General features: G+C 41.2%; 23 protein-coding genes. 18 read left to right on the top strand and 5 right to left on the bottom strand.

What is annotated here, in order from left to right; translation table 11 throughout:
- Positions 1-52: 52 nt before the first annotated feature.
- Positions 53-2,392 carry an HAD-IC family P-type ATPase gene (locus AC27FM_RS07410; protein ID WP_487087095.1) on the bottom strand — a complete coding sequence of 780 codons (2,340 nt, stop codon included), beginning with the start codon at positions 2,390-2,392 and terminating at the stop codon, positions 53-55.
- 86 nt (positions 2,393-2,478) lie between these two features.
- On the opposite strand from AC27FM_RS07410, the gene AC27FM_RS07405 reads away from it, so the two are divergent.
- From AC27FM_RS07405 to AC27FM_RS07390, 4 genes are read left to right on the top strand one after another with little or no spacing between them, the layout of a single operon-like run.
- Positions 2,479-3,141 (top strand): HAD hydrolase-like protein, encoded by a 663-nt coding sequence (locus AC27FM_RS07405; protein ID WP_487087094.1) that lies wholly within the window; start codon positions 2,479-2,481, stop codon positions 3,139-3,141.
- Between the two features lie 6 nt (positions 3,142-3,147).
- Entirely contained in the window at positions 3,148-3,966 is an 819-nt protein-coding gene (locus tag AC27FM_RS07400) for a hypothetical protein (protein WP_487087093.1), read from the top strand.
- Between the two features lie 13 nt (positions 3,967-3,979).
- The gene (locus AC27FM_RS07395) at positions 3,980-4,345 is read left to right on the top strand and encodes an iron-sulfur cluster biosynthesis family protein (protein WP_487087092.1); all 366 of its coding nucleotides are present in this window, start codon (positions 3,980-3,982) and stop codon (positions 4,343-4,345) included.
- A 17-nt stretch (positions 4,346-4,362) separates the two neighbouring features.
- The gene (locus AC27FM_RS07390) at positions 4,363-4,752 is read left to right on the top strand and encodes an iron-sulfur cluster biosynthesis family protein (RefSeq protein WP_487087091.1); all 390 of its coding nucleotides are present in this window, start codon (positions 4,363-4,365) and stop codon (positions 4,750-4,752) included.
- 47 nt (positions 4,753-4,799) lie between these two features.
- Here the strand turns inward: AC27FM_RS07390 and AC27FM_RS07385 are convergent, their stop codons facing one another.
- Positions 4,800-6,185, bottom strand: coding sequence for a hemolysin family protein (locus AC27FM_RS07385; RefSeq protein WP_487087090.1), 1,386 nt, complete (start codon positions 6,183-6,185; stop codon positions 4,800-4,802).
- Between the two features lie 196 nt (positions 6,186-6,381).
- Between AC27FM_RS07385 and AC27FM_RS07380 the strand changes: the two genes are divergently transcribed.
- The 8 genes from AC27FM_RS07380 (at position 6,382) to AC27FM_RS07345 (ending at position 10,992) form a co-directional block, all read left to right on the top strand.
- Positions 6,382-6,921 carry a hypothetical protein gene (locus AC27FM_RS07380; protein WP_487087089.1) on the top strand — a complete coding sequence of 180 codons (540 nt, stop codon included), beginning with the start codon at positions 6,382-6,384 and terminating at the stop codon, positions 6,919-6,921.
- 106 nt (positions 6,922-7,027) lie between these two features.
- Positions 7,028-7,927, top strand: a complete 900-nt coding sequence (gnd, locus tag AC27FM_RS07375; RefSeq protein WP_487087088.1) for a phosphogluconate dehydrogenase (NAD(+)-dependent, decarboxylating) — start codon at positions 7,028-7,030, stop codon at positions 7,925-7,927.
- 200 nt (positions 7,928-8,127) lie between these two features.
- Positions 8,128-8,487 (top strand): type II toxin-antitoxin system RelE/ParE family toxin, encoded by a 360-nt coding sequence (locus AC27FM_RS07370; RefSeq protein WP_487087087.1) that lies wholly within the window; start codon positions 8,128-8,130, stop codon positions 8,485-8,487.
- A 1-nt stretch (position 8,488) separates the two neighbouring features.
- Positions 8,489-8,767 carry a helix-turn-helix domain-containing protein gene (locus tag AC27FM_RS07365; RefSeq protein ID WP_487087086.1) on the top strand — a complete coding sequence of 93 codons (279 nt, stop codon included), beginning with the start codon at positions 8,489-8,491 and terminating at the stop codon, positions 8,765-8,767.
- A gap of 189 nt (positions 8,768-8,956) precedes the next feature.
- Positions 8,957-9,370 (top strand): fluoride efflux transporter CrcB, encoded by a 414-nt coding sequence (gene crcB, locus AC27FM_RS07360; RefSeq protein WP_487087085.1) that lies wholly within the window; start codon positions 8,957-8,959, stop codon positions 9,368-9,370.
- Positions 9,367-9,708, top strand: coding sequence for a FluC/FEX family fluoride channel (locus AC27FM_RS07355; RefSeq protein WP_487087084.1), 342 nt, complete (start codon positions 9,367-9,369; stop codon positions 9,706-9,708). Before crcB ends, AC27FM_RS07355 begins: the two co-directional genes overlap by 4 nt.
- 11 nt (positions 9,709-9,719) lie before the next feature.
- Complete coding sequence (locus AC27FM_RS07350) at positions 9,720-10,148, top strand: DUF805 domain-containing protein (protein WP_487087083.1); 429 nt, start codon at positions 9,720-9,722, stop codon at positions 10,146-10,148.
- A 181-nt stretch (positions 10,149-10,329) separates the two neighbouring features.
- Positions 10,330-10,992: a L,D-transpeptidase gene (locus AC27FM_RS07345; RefSeq protein WP_487087082.1), complete on the top strand. Its 663-nt coding sequence runs from the start codon at positions 10,330-10,332 to the stop codon at positions 10,990-10,992.
- Positions 10,993-11,038: 46 nt separating this feature from the next.
- Here the strand turns inward: AC27FM_RS07345 and AC27FM_RS07340 are convergent, their stop codons facing one another.
- A complete protein-coding gene (locus tag AC27FM_RS07340) occupies positions 11,039-11,902 on the bottom strand; it encodes an NAD(P)-dependent oxidoreductase (RefSeq protein ID WP_487087081.1) in 864 nt (287 codons plus the stop codon).
- Positions 11,903-12,021: 119 nt separating this feature from the next.
- Here AC27FM_RS07340 and AC27FM_RS07335 point away from each other — a divergent pair, with 119 nt between their 5' ends.
- Positions 12,022-12,873, top strand: coding sequence for a YitT family protein (locus tag AC27FM_RS07335; RefSeq protein ID WP_487087080.1), 852 nt, complete (start codon positions 12,022-12,024; stop codon positions 12,871-12,873).
- Positions 12,874-12,915: 42 nt separating this feature from the next.
- Here AC27FM_RS07335 and AC27FM_RS07330 read toward each other — a convergent pair whose 3' ends face one another.
- Complete coding sequence (locus AC27FM_RS07330) at positions 12,916-13,557, bottom strand: SDR family oxidoreductase (RefSeq protein WP_487087079.1); 642 nt, start codon at positions 13,555-13,557, stop codon at positions 12,916-12,918.
- 116 nt (positions 13,558-13,673) lie between these two features.
- Between AC27FM_RS07330 and AC27FM_RS07325 the strand changes: the two genes are divergently transcribed.
- On the top strand, positions 13,674-14,435 hold the full coding sequence (locus AC27FM_RS07325; RefSeq protein WP_487087078.1) for a flavodoxin family protein: 762 nt from the start codon (positions 13,674-13,676) through the stop codon (positions 14,433-14,435).
- A gap of 37 nt (positions 14,436-14,472) precedes the next feature.
- Here the strand turns inward: AC27FM_RS07325 and tpx are convergent, their stop codons facing one another.
- Positions 14,473-14,967, bottom strand: a complete 495-nt coding sequence (tpx, locus tag AC27FM_RS07320; protein ID WP_487087077.1) for a thiol peroxidase — start codon at positions 14,965-14,967, stop codon at positions 14,473-14,475.
- 94 nt (positions 14,968-15,061) lie between these two features.
- Here tpx and AC27FM_RS07315 point away from each other — a divergent pair, with 94 nt between their 5' ends.
- From AC27FM_RS07315 to AC27FM_RS07300, 4 genes are all read left to right on the top strand, one after another.
- Positions 15,062-15,715: a nitroreductase gene (locus tag AC27FM_RS07315; protein ID WP_487087076.1), complete on the top strand. Its 654-nt coding sequence runs from the start codon at positions 15,062-15,064 to the stop codon at positions 15,713-15,715.
- A gap of 77 nt (positions 15,716-15,792) precedes the next feature.
- Positions 15,793-16,308: a GNAT family N-acetyltransferase gene (locus AC27FM_RS07310; RefSeq protein WP_487087075.1), complete on the top strand. Its 516-nt coding sequence runs from the start codon at positions 15,793-15,795 to the stop codon at positions 16,306-16,308.
- A 113-nt stretch (positions 16,309-16,421) separates the two neighbouring features.
- A complete protein-coding gene (locus AC27FM_RS07305) occupies positions 16,422-16,853 on the top strand; it encodes an LPXTG cell wall anchor domain-containing protein (protein ID WP_487087074.1) in 432 nt (143 codons plus the stop codon).
- 138 nt (positions 16,854-16,991) lie between these two features.
- The gene (locus AC27FM_RS07300; protein ID WP_487087073.1) at positions 16,992-17,813 is read left to right on the top strand and encodes a WxL domain-containing protein; all 822 of its coding nucleotides are present in this window, start codon (positions 16,992-16,994) and stop codon (positions 17,811-17,813) included.
- Positions 17,814-17,825: the final 12 nt, after the last annotated feature.

The raw sequence follows: 17,825 nt of genomic DNA, 5'->3' as shown, positions 1-17,825 counted from the left end.
GGAGCCCCTTAATAACATTTGCTATTAAGAAGCTCCTTTTATTATGTAATGATTATTTCCAATTTATCTTACTGAAGACGCGGCGACCGAGGACTTCACGCATGAACATGAAGAGGGGCCAGGAGGTCAAGAAGACGGCTAGATACATGAAGCTGTATCGCCAGATCAAGATGCTCTGTAATCCGAACGCCTTGTCAGTGAACATGAATGCTAGAAGGAATAGGGCGAATGAGATACCGATCATGACCTTCTTGCGGACTATCAGTGGATTACTGATGGATATCAACGCACAGTATCCGATGATACCGATGGCGAAGACGGATAGGGTCGATGTGGTGTGATACTCAAGCTTGGTGTGATTACCTAAGAAGTAAATTATGCTGATCATTAGTATATTGACGATAGCCGATGGCAAGGCAATCTCCATAACATTGCGCATGAAGCGTCCTGCTGGTGGGGTGTAGTTAGGTTCCAATGCTAATATAAAAGTAGGAATACCAACAGTTAGAGCGTTGACAGGTGTCAGTTGTGATGGCTCGAATGGATAGCCGGTACCGAGGATGATGAACATGATCGATAAGACGACCGAATAGATCGTCTTGATAAGATACAGTGAGGCAACACGCTCAACGTTGTTGATCACTCGACGTCCTTCATTGAGCATGAAGATCATCGAATCAAAGTTACGATTCAATAAGACGAAGTCGGCAGTAGCCTCAGCGGCATCACTCTCACCAGCAATGGCGATACTACAATCTGATTGGCGCATGGCCAAAACGTCATTGACACCGTCACCAGTCATTCCGACTGTCAGATTGTTATTTTGTATCGCTTTGATCAGGTCAGCCTTTTGGTTAGGACGGACACGACCGAAGACACGATACTTCATTACTAATTTTGTGTAATCGCTTGTCTCGTCGACCTGACTCATATCGACATAGCTGTTATCAGTGTCGATACCAGCCTGTGCGGCTACGTTAGCGACAGTGACAGGATTATCACCAGAGATGATCTTCAAGTTGATACCTTGATTTTTGAGGTAGGAAAAGGTACTAGGAGCCTGTTTGCGCACTTCGTCGGATATTTTGAGTAGTCCGATCAGGGTTTGTGTTTCATTGACTTCTTTGAGGATTGCTATGACTCTAAATCCTTGCTCTGCTGCCGTATTTACGATATCGTTTATCTTTGTATCAGCGTCTTTGATAATGAATTCAGGAGCGCCCATGATGTATCTGACGCCACTTGCGTTGACGAAGCCGGAATACTTGGTCTCTGATGAGAAAGGGATGACTTCGGCTACTGGATCATCAGTAGCTGGAGATTTTAGTTTATTGATGGCCTGTGCTGTGGCATTGGTCTCTTGAGTGGCCTCTACGATCCTTGTCGCTATCGCCTGCACTTGATTCGAACTGTATCCGTTATAGGCAAGCGTATCTTTGACAGTCAGCTTACCAGTCGTGATCGTCCCTGTCTTATCTAGGCACAGAGTATCGACTCTCGCTAGAGTCTCGATGGCACTGAGTGAACGAACGAGGATGTTTTTCTTAGATAGATTGTAGGCACCAGTGGCTAAGGCGATCGAGGTCAGTACCACCAGTCCCTCTGGGATCATCCCGATGACAGAAGCCGAAGTACGCAAGACTGAGGCCGAGTAATCGCCCGTCTTGAGATAAGAGCGGAAGAACAACATTAGTCCAACTGGAATGATAGTATATGTTAGAATCTTAATGATATTGTTGATGATCTTCATTAGGACACTGACCTTGCGTTTTTCCTTACCAACGGCTTTGGATAGCTTCGATATGAAACTATTCATACCGACTTGGGTCAGCTGGATCTTGGCTTGCCCAGCGACAACGAAACTACCGGAGTATACTTCATCATCGATAGTCTTGACGATCGTATCCGCCTCACCAGTGATACTTGATTCGTTAGTTTGGAGACCGTTTGAAAAGCGCACGATACCGTCTGCAGGGATCGTATTGCCACGTTTGACTAGTACGATGTCATCTTCAACTAAGTCATCGATAGCGATGTCGAGCTGCTTACCTTGGCGGATGGCGGGGAAGTCCTGTTCGTTGACCAGACTGATCTTATCGACCGTCAGCTTGGAACGGATCTCTTGATAGCTTCCGATGATGATATTGGCGATGACTGGTCCGAGGAAGAATAGATTCCGATATGAACCCGTCAAAAAAATCAAGATCCCGATAACTAAGTTGATGAAGTTGAACAGAGTGAATAAATTGTCTGCCAAGATCTTGGGGATTGGGCGGGAAAGTTTTTTGATTTGGACATTAGTCAAGCCAGCGGTGACTTTTGCTTGTACTTGTTCATCGCTTAATCCAGTATTGATATTTGTGAATGTTTCGGGTCTTTTTACTTTTACCATTTCACACACCTGCGACAATATTTGATAGATGTTATAATTATTCCTACGTACTTAAATTAACATTAACACAAAAGGATGAAATTAATTTGAACAATTTATTTTTCGATTTAGACGGGACTATTATTAATTCCGAACAAGGAATTATGAAGAGTTTGAAGCACATGTATAAGACAGTTTATGGCTATGTACCTCACGATGACGCTACATTGCGTAAATTCATTGGGCCAACATTAGGAGCATCATTTGAGAAGTATGATCATCTTGCACTAGATGACCCTAAAGCACAAGAATTATTCCAGACTTTCAAGGATTACTATGCAGTTGATGGTTGGCAACAATATGAAGTTTACGATGGTATCGTAGACATGATGAAGGACTTGAAAAAGGCCGATAAAGAAGTATTCATCGCCACTTCCAAACCGGAATCATTTGCCAAACAAATCATTGATCAGTTAGACTTGAAACCATACGTTAGACACGTTTTTGGTGCTAGTGAGGATGAACAAACTCGCACTCTTAAAGAAGACGTGATAGCATATGGTATCAAGAAAACATCAGTAGATTTGAATTCTGATAACTTAGTTATGGTTGGGGACCGTAGCAGTGATATAGTGGGGGCGCACAAGAACAGTCTCAAGGCGATCGGAGTAACTTACGGCTTTGGGACAGCAGATGAGTTGAGCAAGGCTCATTCTGAATGGATCGTGAACACACCGCAAGACATTGCAAAACTAGCTATGGAGAAGTAATCAATCATGAGCAAATCATTATCATATAATCGTCATGGATTTATCTTAATACTATTATCGATCTGTTTGGTGATAATTGTTTTTTTGGGTATAACTATGTCGACGGTATTCAACCGAGATTATGTCAAAAAAGTCGTTAGTAGCGATACTAACGTTTCTTTGATACAAGGTTATACCAATCAAAAGCTCGGTCGCTTAGTCAATAGTTACTCAGCTGTGGGCAACTTATCGGCAACTGACATGAGCAAGAAAAACATCAAAAAGGTTATTAATACAGCCGTTGATGATGTATATGATGATGATACCAAATTAACTATCGGCGATGTTATTTTGGAGACTATCGGTGACAACCTCAAGAAGGAATCAAAGGCCAATGGTCTGAGTATTGATTCTGAGATCGACACTGCGGTCAAGAGCAACAAAGGCATCATGGATCAGATCATCAATGATGATATCGGTCCGATCGAACAGATGCTGACGGAATTACAGACTCTACAAAAAGTCATTAAAATGACCATAATCATCGCAGGCTTGGTTTTTGTTTTATTAGCGTTGAGATTGTGGTCAAAAGTTAAGTCCAGCATGCTATTCTTCCATCACATAGGAACAGTCGGGATCATCTCATCGATCCTACTAGGGTTATTGTTGGCTGTCACCTATTATCCTCTACAAGACATGATCGCAAGCAACATAGAATACAATGTTCGGAATGTTTTGTATAATATTCTCAATGGTATATTCCTAAGTTATATATCGATCGTCTTCATGTTATTTATTTTGAGTGTGATCGATTGGGTCGGTACCATGAAATACAAATACAGGTAGTAGAGGTGCGCACATGAAAATTGAACTTACAAGTGAAGCAAAGAACAAATTACAATCATACGTTGATGCGGGAAAGAACATCATCTTAGATCTTGATGACGGCCTAGGACGCTTCTCCGGTGAAGGTGACTGCGCTTTGATAACTAAGTTTAGAATCATTGTCGTAAGCGCCGATGAAGATATGTCTGATTATACAATTACACTCGATAGTGATCTGGGTAAGATTTACTACAAGCAAAGTGCTGAAGACTTCATTGACGATGGACTAAAGCTTGAGGTCAATCCCAAGACACAATTACTGATCTTGAAGAACTCCAAGGAAATAATCGATAATGGTGTCAATATCATTGATTACGATATCGTTAAGGCTAATTCTTAAAGTGAGGGTGTGTTATTGTGACTAAAATAAAAATGACTGATGAAGTAAAAGCAAAATTACAACCATATGTTGACGCTGGCAAGGTATTATTGCTAGATCTCGATAATGGATTAGGACCTTATTCTGATGAGGGCAACTGTGCATTAGTAACGAAGTTTAGATTCATCGCTATCGATGCCGATGCACCCAAGTCAGATTATGAGATTGCTCTGGATAGTGATCTAGGACCGATCTACTTCAAGAAGATCGCTGATGATTACATCCAAAAAGACATGCAACTAGAATTGAATCCTAAGACTAGGATGATCGTATTCAAGAATGCCCGTGAACTAGTAGACGGTGCTGTGAATATCGTTGATTGGGATGCAGTCAATAATACAACCCCTAGCATATCCGGTGGTTGTTAACAATTAGAAATTAAAAGAGCTGACAATTTTTTGCCAGCTCTTTTTTGTTATTCTTTTAAGTCATCAACATCAGTCAATGAGGCTAAGTTGTCTTGTTTAGTAACAGCAGTCTTATCGACTGAGACCTTGAACCAGTTAACGAATCCGTGGTCGAATTCAGCAACCTTGAACTTGAAGTTGTTCATCGTAAATTCAAAGTTCTTATCAATATTTGGATATTTCTCGATCAAGTAACCACCCACGGTGATGATATCGGACTTTTGAAATTCAGGAATATCAGTTCTGAAGTAACGTTCGAAATCGTACAGGGTAGTTTTACCAGAAACATTGTAGCTACCGTCGTCATTCTTTAGGATGTACTCATCCGAAACATCATCGATCTCGTCTTTGACAGTTCCGAATAATTCTTCGTAAATATCTTTATCGGTGACGATACCACTAGTACCACCGTATTCATCGACGACTACGACGATCGGCGTCTGTTTATTGATCATCTTAGATAGGATATCTTGGATCGGCATGGTTTCGGGAACGGTATTGACAGATCTCAATATCCGACTGACACTGATGTCACCGTCAACTTGATTTTGGCGCACGATATCGTAGGCATAGACATATCCCAAGACCTTATCTTTATCGTTGTCAGCTACTACTGGGAATCTTGAGAAGCCTTGTTGTAAGTAATCTTTGAGGACATCTTTGACCTTGTCAGTAATGTCGACCACATACAAGCTAGTACGATCGACCATGATGTCCTTAGCGACTTTGTCGTTTAGTTCAAAGGCACGCTGCATGAAGACGACGTCGTTGGGCTCCATGTCACCACCCTTGACAGATGACTTCGACAAACGGAGAATCTCAGATTGAGAGAAGACTTCATTCTCGGAGTCAGCGGGCTTGAGCCCCATCAATCTGACGATACCAGAAGCCGAGATATTCAGTAACCAGACGAATGGATAGACGGCTATATGGAAGATACGCATTGGTGTGACCGTCAGCATCAACATCCGTAATGGCATGTCGATCGAGACGTTCTTAGGTACGATCTCTGTCAAAACAACTTCTAAATAAGTAAGGAGTAACACACCGACGATAGAACCGACGGCATGCAATCCGCCATTACCATTAGATAGGTGAATGATTCCGAAGAAGTCGACTAACAAATATTCGATCGTACTTTCACCGATCCAACCTAAGATGATACCAGCGATACTAGTACCTACCTGTGTAGTTGACAAGTATTCGTTCAGGTTGTTGACCATGGACAAAGCACGTTGTAGTTTTTTCTTGTTTCCGTCCCCATTAGCGATTGCGTCTTCCAGTTGGCTCGGACGGGTTTGGACTAAGGCAAACTCGGCAGCAACGAAGAAGAAGGCGAAGATGAATGTTACTAAAATTATTATTAAATTAGTAGTTATAGTGGAACTTGACAATATATCATTTCCCCTTTTCTTTAGTAAGAAAGATTATACACCTAAAACGTTGTATTCTGTCCTTAGTATAACAATAAATAATGCAAAATATAGTAATTACTAACTATATCAGTACACCAACTAATATTTGGTGGTTGAAAGTATGGAACTTTATTTTTATAATTAGAACAATAGAAACAAATCGGGGGAAATATTCTTGAGTAGAGTAAAGAGCAGTAAATTTTTAACTCCTGCTAAGGCAGCAGAAGGTTTGGGGATCAGTGTTGCTACACTGCGTAAGTATTCATTGATTGTCGAACATACCACAGGCAATGCAGAGTACTTCGAACGTAACAGCCAAAACAATCGCTTGTACACAAATAAGAACTTAGAAGATTTCAAGCAAATGGTCGAACTAGGTCACAGACCTAAGATGACATTAGATTCAGCTGCTAAGCAGATTTTTCCAGTCGCTGTAAAGGATGAAGAAGGAACTGACGAAACAGCCAAAGTTACTGAACTAGAGAAGACGATCGAAGAACTGAAAGCTTCAGCCAAAGAGCAAGCAACAACTATTAGTGAATTGCAACAACAATTAGCCGATGCTAAAGAAGAAAAAGACAGTCTTCAAAGTCAATTTGACCGTTTCAGAGAAGAAAGTGAACAAGATCAAGATAACCTGATCAAAGAAAAAGTAAATGAACAAGTCCATGACGACAGCGGTAAAAATCACTGGTGGAACAGATTTGTTAAATAAAAAGCGCATTCACAAAATGAATGCGCTTTTACAATGTAAACGTATTTTAAATGTCGAAACATTACCGTATAATATTTAGTGGTAAAAACAGCTAGGAGGACTTGCTTTGAAATTAGCAATGATCGGACTCGGTAAGATGGGTATCAATTTGACCGAGAATTTAATTAGAAATAATAATGAAGTAGTAGCATTTGACTTGAACGAAGACGCTAAGAAGGAAGCATCAGAACTTGGTGCTACCGTAGTAGACAGCCTAGAAGATGCAGTGAAGAACTTAGAAACTCCACGGATCGTATGGGTCATGTTACCTGCAGGTAAGCCTGCAAACTCAACGATCGACAGTTTAAGTGAATTGCTGGACAAAGACGACATCGTGATCGATGGTGGAAATTCCTTTTATGAAGACTCACTCAAACATAACGAGATCCTTGAAAACAAAGACATCAAATTCTTTGATGTCGGTACATCAGGTGGTATGAGTGGAGCTAACCATGATGGTAACTTCATGATCGGTGGCGACGACAAAGAAGCATTCAAGTATATCGAGCCTATCTTCAAAGGCATCGCTGAAGAAGACGGATACTTATACACAGGTAAGGCCGGTAGTGGTCATTACTTGAAGATGGTCCACAACGGTATCGAATACGGAGAGATGCAAGCCATCGCCGAAGGATTCGACGTCTTGTCACACAGTCCATTCGACTATGACAATGAGGCAGTTGCCAAGGTTTGGTCACACGGTTCTGTTATCAGAGGTTGGTTGATGGAGTTAGTCGAAACAGCCTTCTCTAAAGATCCAGAGCTAGACGAGATCAAGGGTGTAATGCATTCATCAGGTGAAGGTAAGTGGACACTTGATGAGGCCTTGAAACTCCAAGTTCCTACACCAGTTATCGCTGCTTCATTGATGATGCGCTATCGCTCACTTGAGAACGATACGATGTCTGGTAAGGTCGTAGCCGCATTACGAAACGAATTCGGTGGACACGATGTGGACAAAAAATAAATAAATATGGGTCTAAGTCGAATCGCATTGGTGAGATATTTTAGACTCTGGGCACACTCGAAAGAGTGTGTCTTTTTTTACGCTATTATCAAATTAATTCTGATAACGGAATGGAATGAGTTAAGCTAATTAGACTAAAATAGTTTTCAGCTTTGATAGCATATATTGATATTCGATTTCTTAGGGTGTATACTGAAATCATGGAAAATCCTAAGTTCGAGTTTTACACGCGTCCAAGTGGGCACAATGAATTTCAAGAATTCTTAGATAACTTAAAACCGGTGGAAAAACAGAAACTGGTCACCATAATTGCCAAGACACAGAAGCTCGGTTTGCAGGTGGCGGCGCGTCAAATGTGGATCAGAAAGATTTCGAATGGTATCTTTGAGCTTCGGACAACAGGATCGAATATCCAGCGTGGATTATACTTCCACGTTGAAGGTCCGCATTATGTGATTACGCATGGCTTCACGAAGAAGACCCAGAAGACGCCGGCGTCTGAACTTAATCATGCCAAAGAACTCAGGACAGAATACTACGATAATTTGGGAGGTAAGTAACATGGCAAAGAACATTCTTTTTGACGATTATCTCGCTGAACAACTTAAAAATCCTGAATTCAAGGCAGGTTTTGATGCCGAATCTGCCAAACTTGAGAGCGCAGTGGCATTGATGAATGCGCGTGAACGCGCTGGCCTGACCCAACGGGAACTATCAGAGCGGGCAGGTGTGCCGCAATCAACGATTGCAAGAATTGAGCACGGCCATAATACCAGTTTTGACACCATGAGCAAGATTGCTTTTGCACTGGGGAAGAAACTCAAAGTTGAATTCACTTAGAATATAGAGATGTCCTAATAGTTGTGAACGTCAGTTTTCGTAACTTTCAGTTCTAAGTCGATTTGTATTAGTGAGATATTTTAAACTCTTGGCACACTCTTTCGAGTGTGTCTTTTTTTAGTTTTGCTCTGGTTTTTTTTCTACCGTTTTTTTACTTTTGTGCTAATCTATAAGAATTGAGGTGGAATCATGCAAAAACTAAAAATCTTTTTGATTATTTTTATCGGGGCATTCATCGGTAGTAATCTTCGTTATGGTGAGAGTTTACTGTTCCACTCTAGCAATGGTTTTCCATATGGAACACTGATCGCTAATCTGAGTGGAGCTTTCATCCTGCCATTTTTGATTCACTATGTCCAAGACCGGTACGATCTATCACCACGAGTCATCTTAGCTCTGAGTACCGGCTTATTAGGTTCATACACAACCTTTTCCACATTTACCGCTGATACATATCGCTTGTACCAAACTGGAAACTGGGTATTGTTGCTAACTTATTTAACATTCACGATCGTTGGCGGGTTCATCTGTGCACTGATGGGTAATTACTGGGCAGCGTCCCGTGCCTTTATGGATTATGCTGGAAGGAGAAGGAAGGAATGACGGTTTTTATAGTCGGATTCGGTGCTGGCATCGGAGCCTTTTTTAGGAACGAATTGACATTGTTGTCACAAAAAATCAGGATAGATTTTCCAATTATAACTTTGTTGATAAATATTTTTGGCGCCATGGCTTTGGGAATATTCACCGCCCACGTCAATGCCGGTAATTTATTATTATTCTTGGGGACAGGATTTTGTGGTGGATTCACGACTTATGGTACGTTCAATATGGAGCTGACCCAGTTGTGGTTCCAAGGAAGATTTTTCAGATGCTTTTTATATTTTGCTTTAACGTATATTATTGGTATATTAGGATTTATAATCGGGATTCATTTATAAGAAGGTAAACAATGAAAAACACAGATATTTGGAATGAGAGCAATAAGCCTAACATCATCAATTCTACCAAGTTGTACTTCCAAGACATGTTTGTCGGTGCCAAGCGTATGAGTCGCGCCGACTTCTGGTGGGGCTTCTTAGGGATGACGATTATCGCCGCCATCTTAGTTAGTCTATTTGGCTTTTTGGTGACTAAGATGCCCGTCAATGATTTTTACTGGAGTGCCGTCTGGGCGATCGCCATGGTCATGACACTCGGTTATTATATTATTTCGATTTGGAACGCATCGATCAGGAGACTGCACGACTGCAACCTGCGTGCCTGGTGGATGTTGAGTTACATCCTACCAGTTATCGGTCAGATCATCTTGATAGTCTTGAATTGCTTACCACAACGAAATCAAGATAATGACTGGGCTAAATTTGTCGAAGAAGATTAAGAATAGGTACTCTGTAATTGTTAGCATTAATAATCACAGAGTATTTTTTTGCCTTGATAATTGGGCGAATAATTGTAAGAATAGAAGATATGCGTTAATTACTATTTAAAAAGAGCATTTAATCCTTAATCGAAAAGTAATAATGGGGAGTTTTTACGTAGTTTTATCCAAGGGGGAAAATATGAAAAAAATCGCTTTAATGATTGCCGGCTTAATAGTCATGCTCAGTGCAGGAGTGGGCATCGGGGTAGCATCCATGGACCAAGTCAGTGCTGATAACAAAGTCGAGGCACAACAAAAAGCCAAAACTAAGAAGGCCAAAGAGACCAAAAAAGCTCAGAAAGTTCAAAAACAGGCAGAGGAGAACCCTAAACTTCGTCCACTGACGAAGGGACAATGGCAAAAGTCTTCACAAAAGGGTGACTATCCTGATTTATCTCAGTATGAAGCTAGTGAGCTTGAGGTACAGGTCTCAACTGCCAAACAACGAATCTATTTAAAGCACAATAATGCCAAAAGTGATGAAGTGCTCTATACTTTTTATTGCTCAACTGGAGCCAAGAATACTACGCCAAAAGGCGAGTTTGAGATTCAATCGGAGCGCGGCGCATCATTTTTCAATGACGAACTAAAAGAAGGCGCTAATTACTGGACTTCCTTCAAAAATCACGGCGAGTATCTCTTCCACACTGTACCGACGGCAAAAGACGGTTCTTATAAGGAAGGTACAGAAGATTATCTAGGTAAGAAGCCTAGTTCACACGGTTGTATCAGGATGTCGATTCCTGACGCCGAGTGGTTCAATCAAAATATTTCTTTAGGAACAAAAGTTATTGTCAATTAAAAAAACTGAGAAAAATTTTCTCAGCTTTTTTTTATATACTAATGATTTACCACCACAATTTGATCAAGGCCTGTGTTCCATCATTACCGAGACCTTTTTCATCGACTAATTTTTCGTACAGAGCTTTAGCTTGCTTAGTCGCAGGTAAGTCTAGATTCATCTTTTCGCTTTCGTCTAAGGCGATACGTAGATCCTTGAGGAAGTGCTTGGAATAAAACCCCGGCTGGAAGTCACCTTTGAGGATCCGAGGTCCATAATTATCGAGGCTCCAGTTGTTGGCACTGCCGCCACCGACGGTTGCAGTGATAGCATCCATATCTAGACCAGCCGCTTTAGCGTAGACGTACATTTCTGTCATCCCAGTCATCGTTCCAGCAATCATGATCTGGTTGGCCATCTTAGCGTGCTGACCAGCACCGTATGATCCGAAGTAATGATGAGTCTGTCCGATGATCTCAAAGATAGGAACTAATTCTTCGAAGGCTTCTTTGGAGCCACCGACCATGATAGTTAGTTTGCCGTCACGAGCCCCGACATCGCCACCAGACACCGGTGCATCCAGTGCTTTGACGTTGATTTTTTCAGCTGCCGCACCGATCTCTTTTGCCAGAGTGGGAGTGCTAGTGGTCATATCAACGACTATCTTGTCAGCGCTCAGACCAGAGAAGATACCATCGTCCTTGAAGTAGACGTCCTGGACGTCCTGTGGGAATCCCACCATCGAGAAGATGATGTCAGAATTTTCAGCGACTGCTTGAGGACTTGCGAACCATTTAGCACCTTTTTTTAGTAATGGTTCGGATTTTGATTCAGTCCGAGTGTAAACATTTATTTGATAATTTGCCTTTAACAAGTTGTTAATGATGCCAGTTCCCATAACACCTGTTCCAATGAAGCCTAGTCTTTTCATAAATGAACCTCCTATACGATAAGTCATAGTTTCATTATAGCTTATTAATAAAGGTAGGTTTTTATGATTTTGTGAGATATAATCAAATTTAAGAAGATTAAGAAAATAGGGGTGATTCCATGGAATTCATCAATAAGTATTACAAAAGTATTTTCGCGGCGGTACTCTATGGGGTCACCGCCGCGATAGGTGTTCAGCTATTACTACAACCAGCCAAACTGTATACTGCGGGGGTAATGGGTGCTTCTCAATTGATCGTTAATATCATCGATCAATTCTCTCACGTTAACACGCAAGTTTATTTGTGGTATACACTGTTGAACATCCCACTAGTTTTATTGTCGTGGTTTAAATTAGGCAAGAGGTTCACCGTCTTATCAATGATCGCCATCATTTCAGCTTCAGTATTCATCTTGTTCATCCCACTACACCCAATCACTAATGACCCAATGTTGTCGGCTGTATTTGGTGGGGTCATGACAGGTGTCGGTAGTGGTGTCTGCTTCAGAGCCGGATTCTCAACGGGTGGAACTGATATTATTGCGCTGATCGTTCAGAAGAGTACCGGTCGGACGGTCGGACAAGTCAGCTTCGCCGTCAATGCCGTTATCATCACGATCGCCGGGATCGTCTTCGGCTGGGAGTTAGCACTGTACAGTATCTTATCGATCTACGTCTGCAATATGATCGTCGATAAGATGTACTTGCAACAACAAAAGATCACAGTAATAGTCTACTCGCACAAGATCGATGAGATGTCACAAGAATTATTGAAGTCGATCAATCGTGGTATCACTTTGGATCACAGTTTGGTCGGTGCTTATTCAGGCAATCCGATTGGTTCCTTAACGATGGTCCTGACCAAGTACGAGTTATTCTTCGCTAGAAGGATAATCAAGAATATCGATGAGAATGCCTTTATCAATGTTCAACCTACTGATACGATCATGGGCAATTTCAATGACAATTAAAAAAATCGAGACAATTTTGTCTCGATTTTTTGATTCAAGAGTTTAGTTGAAGACATCCTCAATGTCGTCATCACCACTAGCGAAGCTGTATTCTTTGCCAATCGTATTGGGATTCTTGATAATAGTAGTTAAGGCTTTAGCGACATCGATCCTTGGAACACTGCCTGATTCGTTAGCGTCTAGTAGTTTGACCTTACCAGTCGTCTCATCATCAGTCAGCGCACCGGGATGAATGATCGTATAGTCGAGGTCAGTGCCACGAAGGTGCTCGTCAGCGTAGTGTTTGGCGATCATGTATGGCTTGATGCCAGACGCACCCCACTTATCGCGATTGTCACTGAAGACGGAACTGACCATGATGTAGCGCTTGATGCCTAGAGCCTCAGCTGTCATCATCGTCTTGATCGCACCGTCAAGGTCGATCTGTAAGGTCACGTCATAGCCAGCACTTCCAGCACCAGCTGAGAAGACGATGACATCAGCACCGGAATCTTTGATCGACTTGTGGATATCCTCAAGTGAAGCTGTTAAGTCGATGAACTGAGTAGGGATGTTGTTAGCCTCGAATGCTTCGATTTGTTCTTTACTACGTAGACCAGCGACAAAATCAATATTGTTTGATTGCAATTCACCGATCAAAAGGTGTCCGACTTTTCCGTGAGCACCAATTATTAGGACTTTCATTTATATTATTCCTCCTTTTGATATGTTACCGTTATTGTAACCATACCAATATTAATTATATTTTGCTAATAATACGAATTTATCTATGATATTGGTTTCATTTAGGGGGTACCAAATTGAAAATACTAGGAATTCTAGCCTCACATCAAGAGCACGGGATCAATGCCAAGCTGTTAGATGCCGTGCTAGACAATGTCGATCCCGGAGTCGAGACGGAGACTATTTTTTTGGAAGATTATGATATCACGCCACATAAATACCACGAAAAAAATCAAGTCCTAGATTTCTTCGCTGAAAAACTCGCCGAGAGTGATGTCTGGGTCTTTGCCGCCCCGACTTACTGGCGGGAATTGTCAGGAATCCTGAAAGACTTCTTCGATTGCATGCGACCTAAATTGGTTTATTTCAAGCAAAACGGTGACACGATACCCGGTCCATTCAAGGACAAGCATTATTTGAGCATCACATCTTGTTACGTCAGCACGCTAGAGAATTTCGTCACCGGTGTGACTGATGACACTTTCAAGACGATCGATCGGGTGATGGCTGCCGCAGGAGTGATAAAGACTGGCGAGATAGTCTTGCCGGGAACATTTGGGATGAAGGAAATACCAGCTAATAAGCTAGCTCTGTGCGCCAAGTACGGTCACAAGATATCTCAACGGAAACGAAAGGACGATTCAACAGTGAAAAGATATATTCAGCTATTCTTCATGATTGCCGTCATGGCACTGATTACTATGGGGATCCAATTACCGCTCAAACAATTCATGCCAGTTAATTTTTGGACTGACTACATCAGCTTTACGATTATTTTCTTCATATTATTAGGTTCCATCTTACACTTTGCGACTTTTGTTAAGCATCGCAGACGGTAGGCAAACAAAAAATCGACTGTGGAGTCGATTTTTTTGATTAATGCATTTGATCTACTTGGTCCAAGACCTTATCGTAATTAGGCTCGTTGGTTTGAACCTTGAGAATTTCTGAGTAGATGATTTGTTTATTAGTATCCACAACCCAGACAGAACGTGCTAAAATACCTAAATCAGGAATTAATAGATTTGATTTCTTACCGAAGTCCTGGTCAACATCTGAGAGCATCTTCATGTTCTCAACTCCTTCAGCTGCACACCAGTGCGATTGCTCTTCAACCGTGTTCTTGGAGATGGTTACGAAGTTGATCTCGCCATGTCCGCCTACTTCAGTATTGAAGTGCTTGGTTTGAATGCTACAAACACTAGTGTTAATATCAGGAACAACACTGATCAATAGTGGCTTGTCGAGTAGACTATCCAGAGTGACCTTGTTACCGTCCTTGTCTAGTGCTGTGAAGTCTGGGAATGTGTCACCTACAACTAGTGGGGTACCGATAGTAGTTACTGTATTGCCTTTGAAATCTAAGTCCATAAAAATTCACACCTTTCTGATAGTTTACGTGTTAATAAGATTATTATAGTTTAAAATAGATTGAAGTCCTAAGAATAAGATTGAGGGTATTGTTTTGGGAAAAAACTTAATTTACAAAAGAAGATCGATTCGTTCATTTAGTGATGAAGAAGTATCGGATAGTTTAATAGAAGAAATAATCAAAGACGCTAGTCATGCGCCATCATGGCAGAACTCACAACCGTGGCATATTTATGTTGCAAAGAGTGAGACCTTGAATCGTATCAAGGCGGCTTATAAGAACGCACAGCTGAATAATTTACCTAGCGAACCAGACCTGACGACACCACATCGAGCCGATCGTCCGCAATTGTCATTGGATAATATCGCTCACTGGGGGGACTCAGTCAAATTAGCAGTTGGTGAACAAGGTCCACGTGACCCAGAATTTCAAGAGGCCAGGATCGACTTGTATCACTCACCAACGATCGCCTATCTGACGACGAGTGCCAAGGCCAGCGAATTTACGCTCTTCGATATGGGAGCATTCGGACAGACTTTGATGCTATCCGCTACTAGCTGGGGCATCGGGACTATCCCCGCCTATAGTTTGGTCGCCTATCCTAGTATCCTGAAGAAGGAACTCTTGATACCTGATGAGCAAGAATTAGTTATCGGTATCGCCATGGGCTACCCTGATGACAGCAAGTTGAACTGTATCAAGACCGACCGAGCTGATGTGAGTGACATCTTGAACATTAGAGAATAAGTTAGCTGAATCCAGCTAACTTATTTTTTTTGATATACTGTTGGTAACAAAAATCAATCAGTTGAGGAATAATACAAATGCATTTAATCGGTGACAAGATAATCATACGTAATTTTCAAGAAGGCGATTTCACATCTTTTTATAGTTTGGTTAAGAATAAGCGTAACCATGCATTATCAGGGATTGAATATACTGAGGATATCAATGATGCAAAACAGATCTTCAAAAGATACTTAGATCTAGAAACTTCTTATTGTATAGCGCTAAAAGATAGCTCCTTAATGGTAGGGATAATTGAGCTGAATGAACGAGGGATGAATTCAGGATTAGAACTGACTAGAGAATTGGGCTTTATAGTAGAAGAAAAGTATCGTCGAGAACACATCGCCAGTGAAGCAGTTGCGCTAATGATCAAGTATAGTTTCGAGGAATTGAAGCTGACAGAACTGTGGGCTGCAGCCGAAAAAAACAACATCGCCCCACAAAAATTGCTTGTCAAACAAAATTTCAAATATATTTATGAGGTTGACCAAGATTTCAGCATCGTCAGTCAGAGTGAGGATCCGATCGAGTATTATCTACTACGTCCATAAGTTCACTTCTCGTAAGAAATTCTTAACAAATCCGAACTTGTAGGAGAAAAATAGATGATAAACTAGTAATCGGTAAGGAGATAATAGACTTATTTTAATGAGAGGTTTTTGATATGAAAAGAAAACAAAGGACTAGAAAAAGTCTTTCATTAAAAAAGCGAATAGTCGGTTATTTTGCAATTGCCGTAATTGTACTTGGAGTTATTGGTGGCTTTGGCGTTAACCACGTTATCGCGGAGTCTACCAATAGCTCCGGAGGTGTAGCTAGATCCGAAGCCGTTGTCGCTAATACAGATAACGATGGCTTAGAAGGCGGTGGTGACAGTCGTGCACACGTACTTATCTCAGATGATAATACGGGTCAGAACACTGGAACTACTACCAAAGATGTTGACTACACGCCGTCGGTCAATGTTAATAACTTATCATCTTATCCGCAAACGGGAGATGCGCATGAGTATGGATTAGTTATAGTCGGCTTTTCAATTCTGATTGGTCTGTTCGCTTTTTATATGAAGAAGATTCGTCATTTTATTACTGATTAGGGCTTACAAAAAAGTTCAGATTCTGAAAAATCACTTTACGAAATGTGAAGTGTACAGGACGTAAAATCTGATAACATAGTAGCTGTAATCAAGAAGAACTTAAAAAAATAATTTTTCTATATCAGGGAGGATATAAACATGAAATTATCAAAAAACGTTTTAGTAGGTAGCTTAGCTTCAGCAGGTATGGTATTAGGATTAGTTGCACCAGCAACAACAGCATTCGCTGCTACAACATCAGGTGCATATGATGAATCAACAGGTACAGTTAGCCATGTGGATCCAAAAACAGAAGTAGGATCACTTAACGAATCATCAACAATCGCTATCGCTTTGGACTCAACAGAGGGTGCAGAAGATGGTCAAGCAACAGCTAAATCAAATGTTAACGTTAAAGTTCTATCAGGTATTCTAGTACTTGATGCAGTTCCAGACTTCGGATTCGGTAATGTTATGGCTGGTAAGACAGTTGACTTAAAAGACAATACTGCAGAAGATAAAGTTACAGGTGCAGAAGATGGTAATGCAAACGGTGAATTATCAGTTATTGATTCACGTAGCGAAGCTGGTGGATTTACATTAAGTGCAGCTTTGGGAGAATTCTCAGATGCAGATGGTAATGTCCCAACAAAAGCTTTTGATTTGACATTGAACCCAGTTGAACTATCAGGTGGTGCTGGTAATACTAACGTATCTAAATTCGAAAGTGAGAGTGCCACATTAGAAAGTGCTTTAAAGGGTGCTGCTAGTTCCCAACAAACTGTTATCAGTGCAGCACCTACTGATTATACGGCAGGTAGCAAAATCACAGGTCTATTCAATACATCAACTAGTGCATCATTGAAAACACCTGCAGAAGCAGCTGGAACAGATGCAGATGGTAAGACAACAAATAGTGTAAAAGCTTACAAGGCAGCAATTACATGGACACTACAAACAAAAGCTCCAACTGCTGGATAAGGGTAGTTAAAA

Source organism: Companilactobacillus sp. y65-5, from assembly GCF_057541095.1.
The sequence above is the reverse complement of the archived record's forward strand: the minus strand, read 5'-3'. Positions and strand labels throughout refer to the sequence as shown.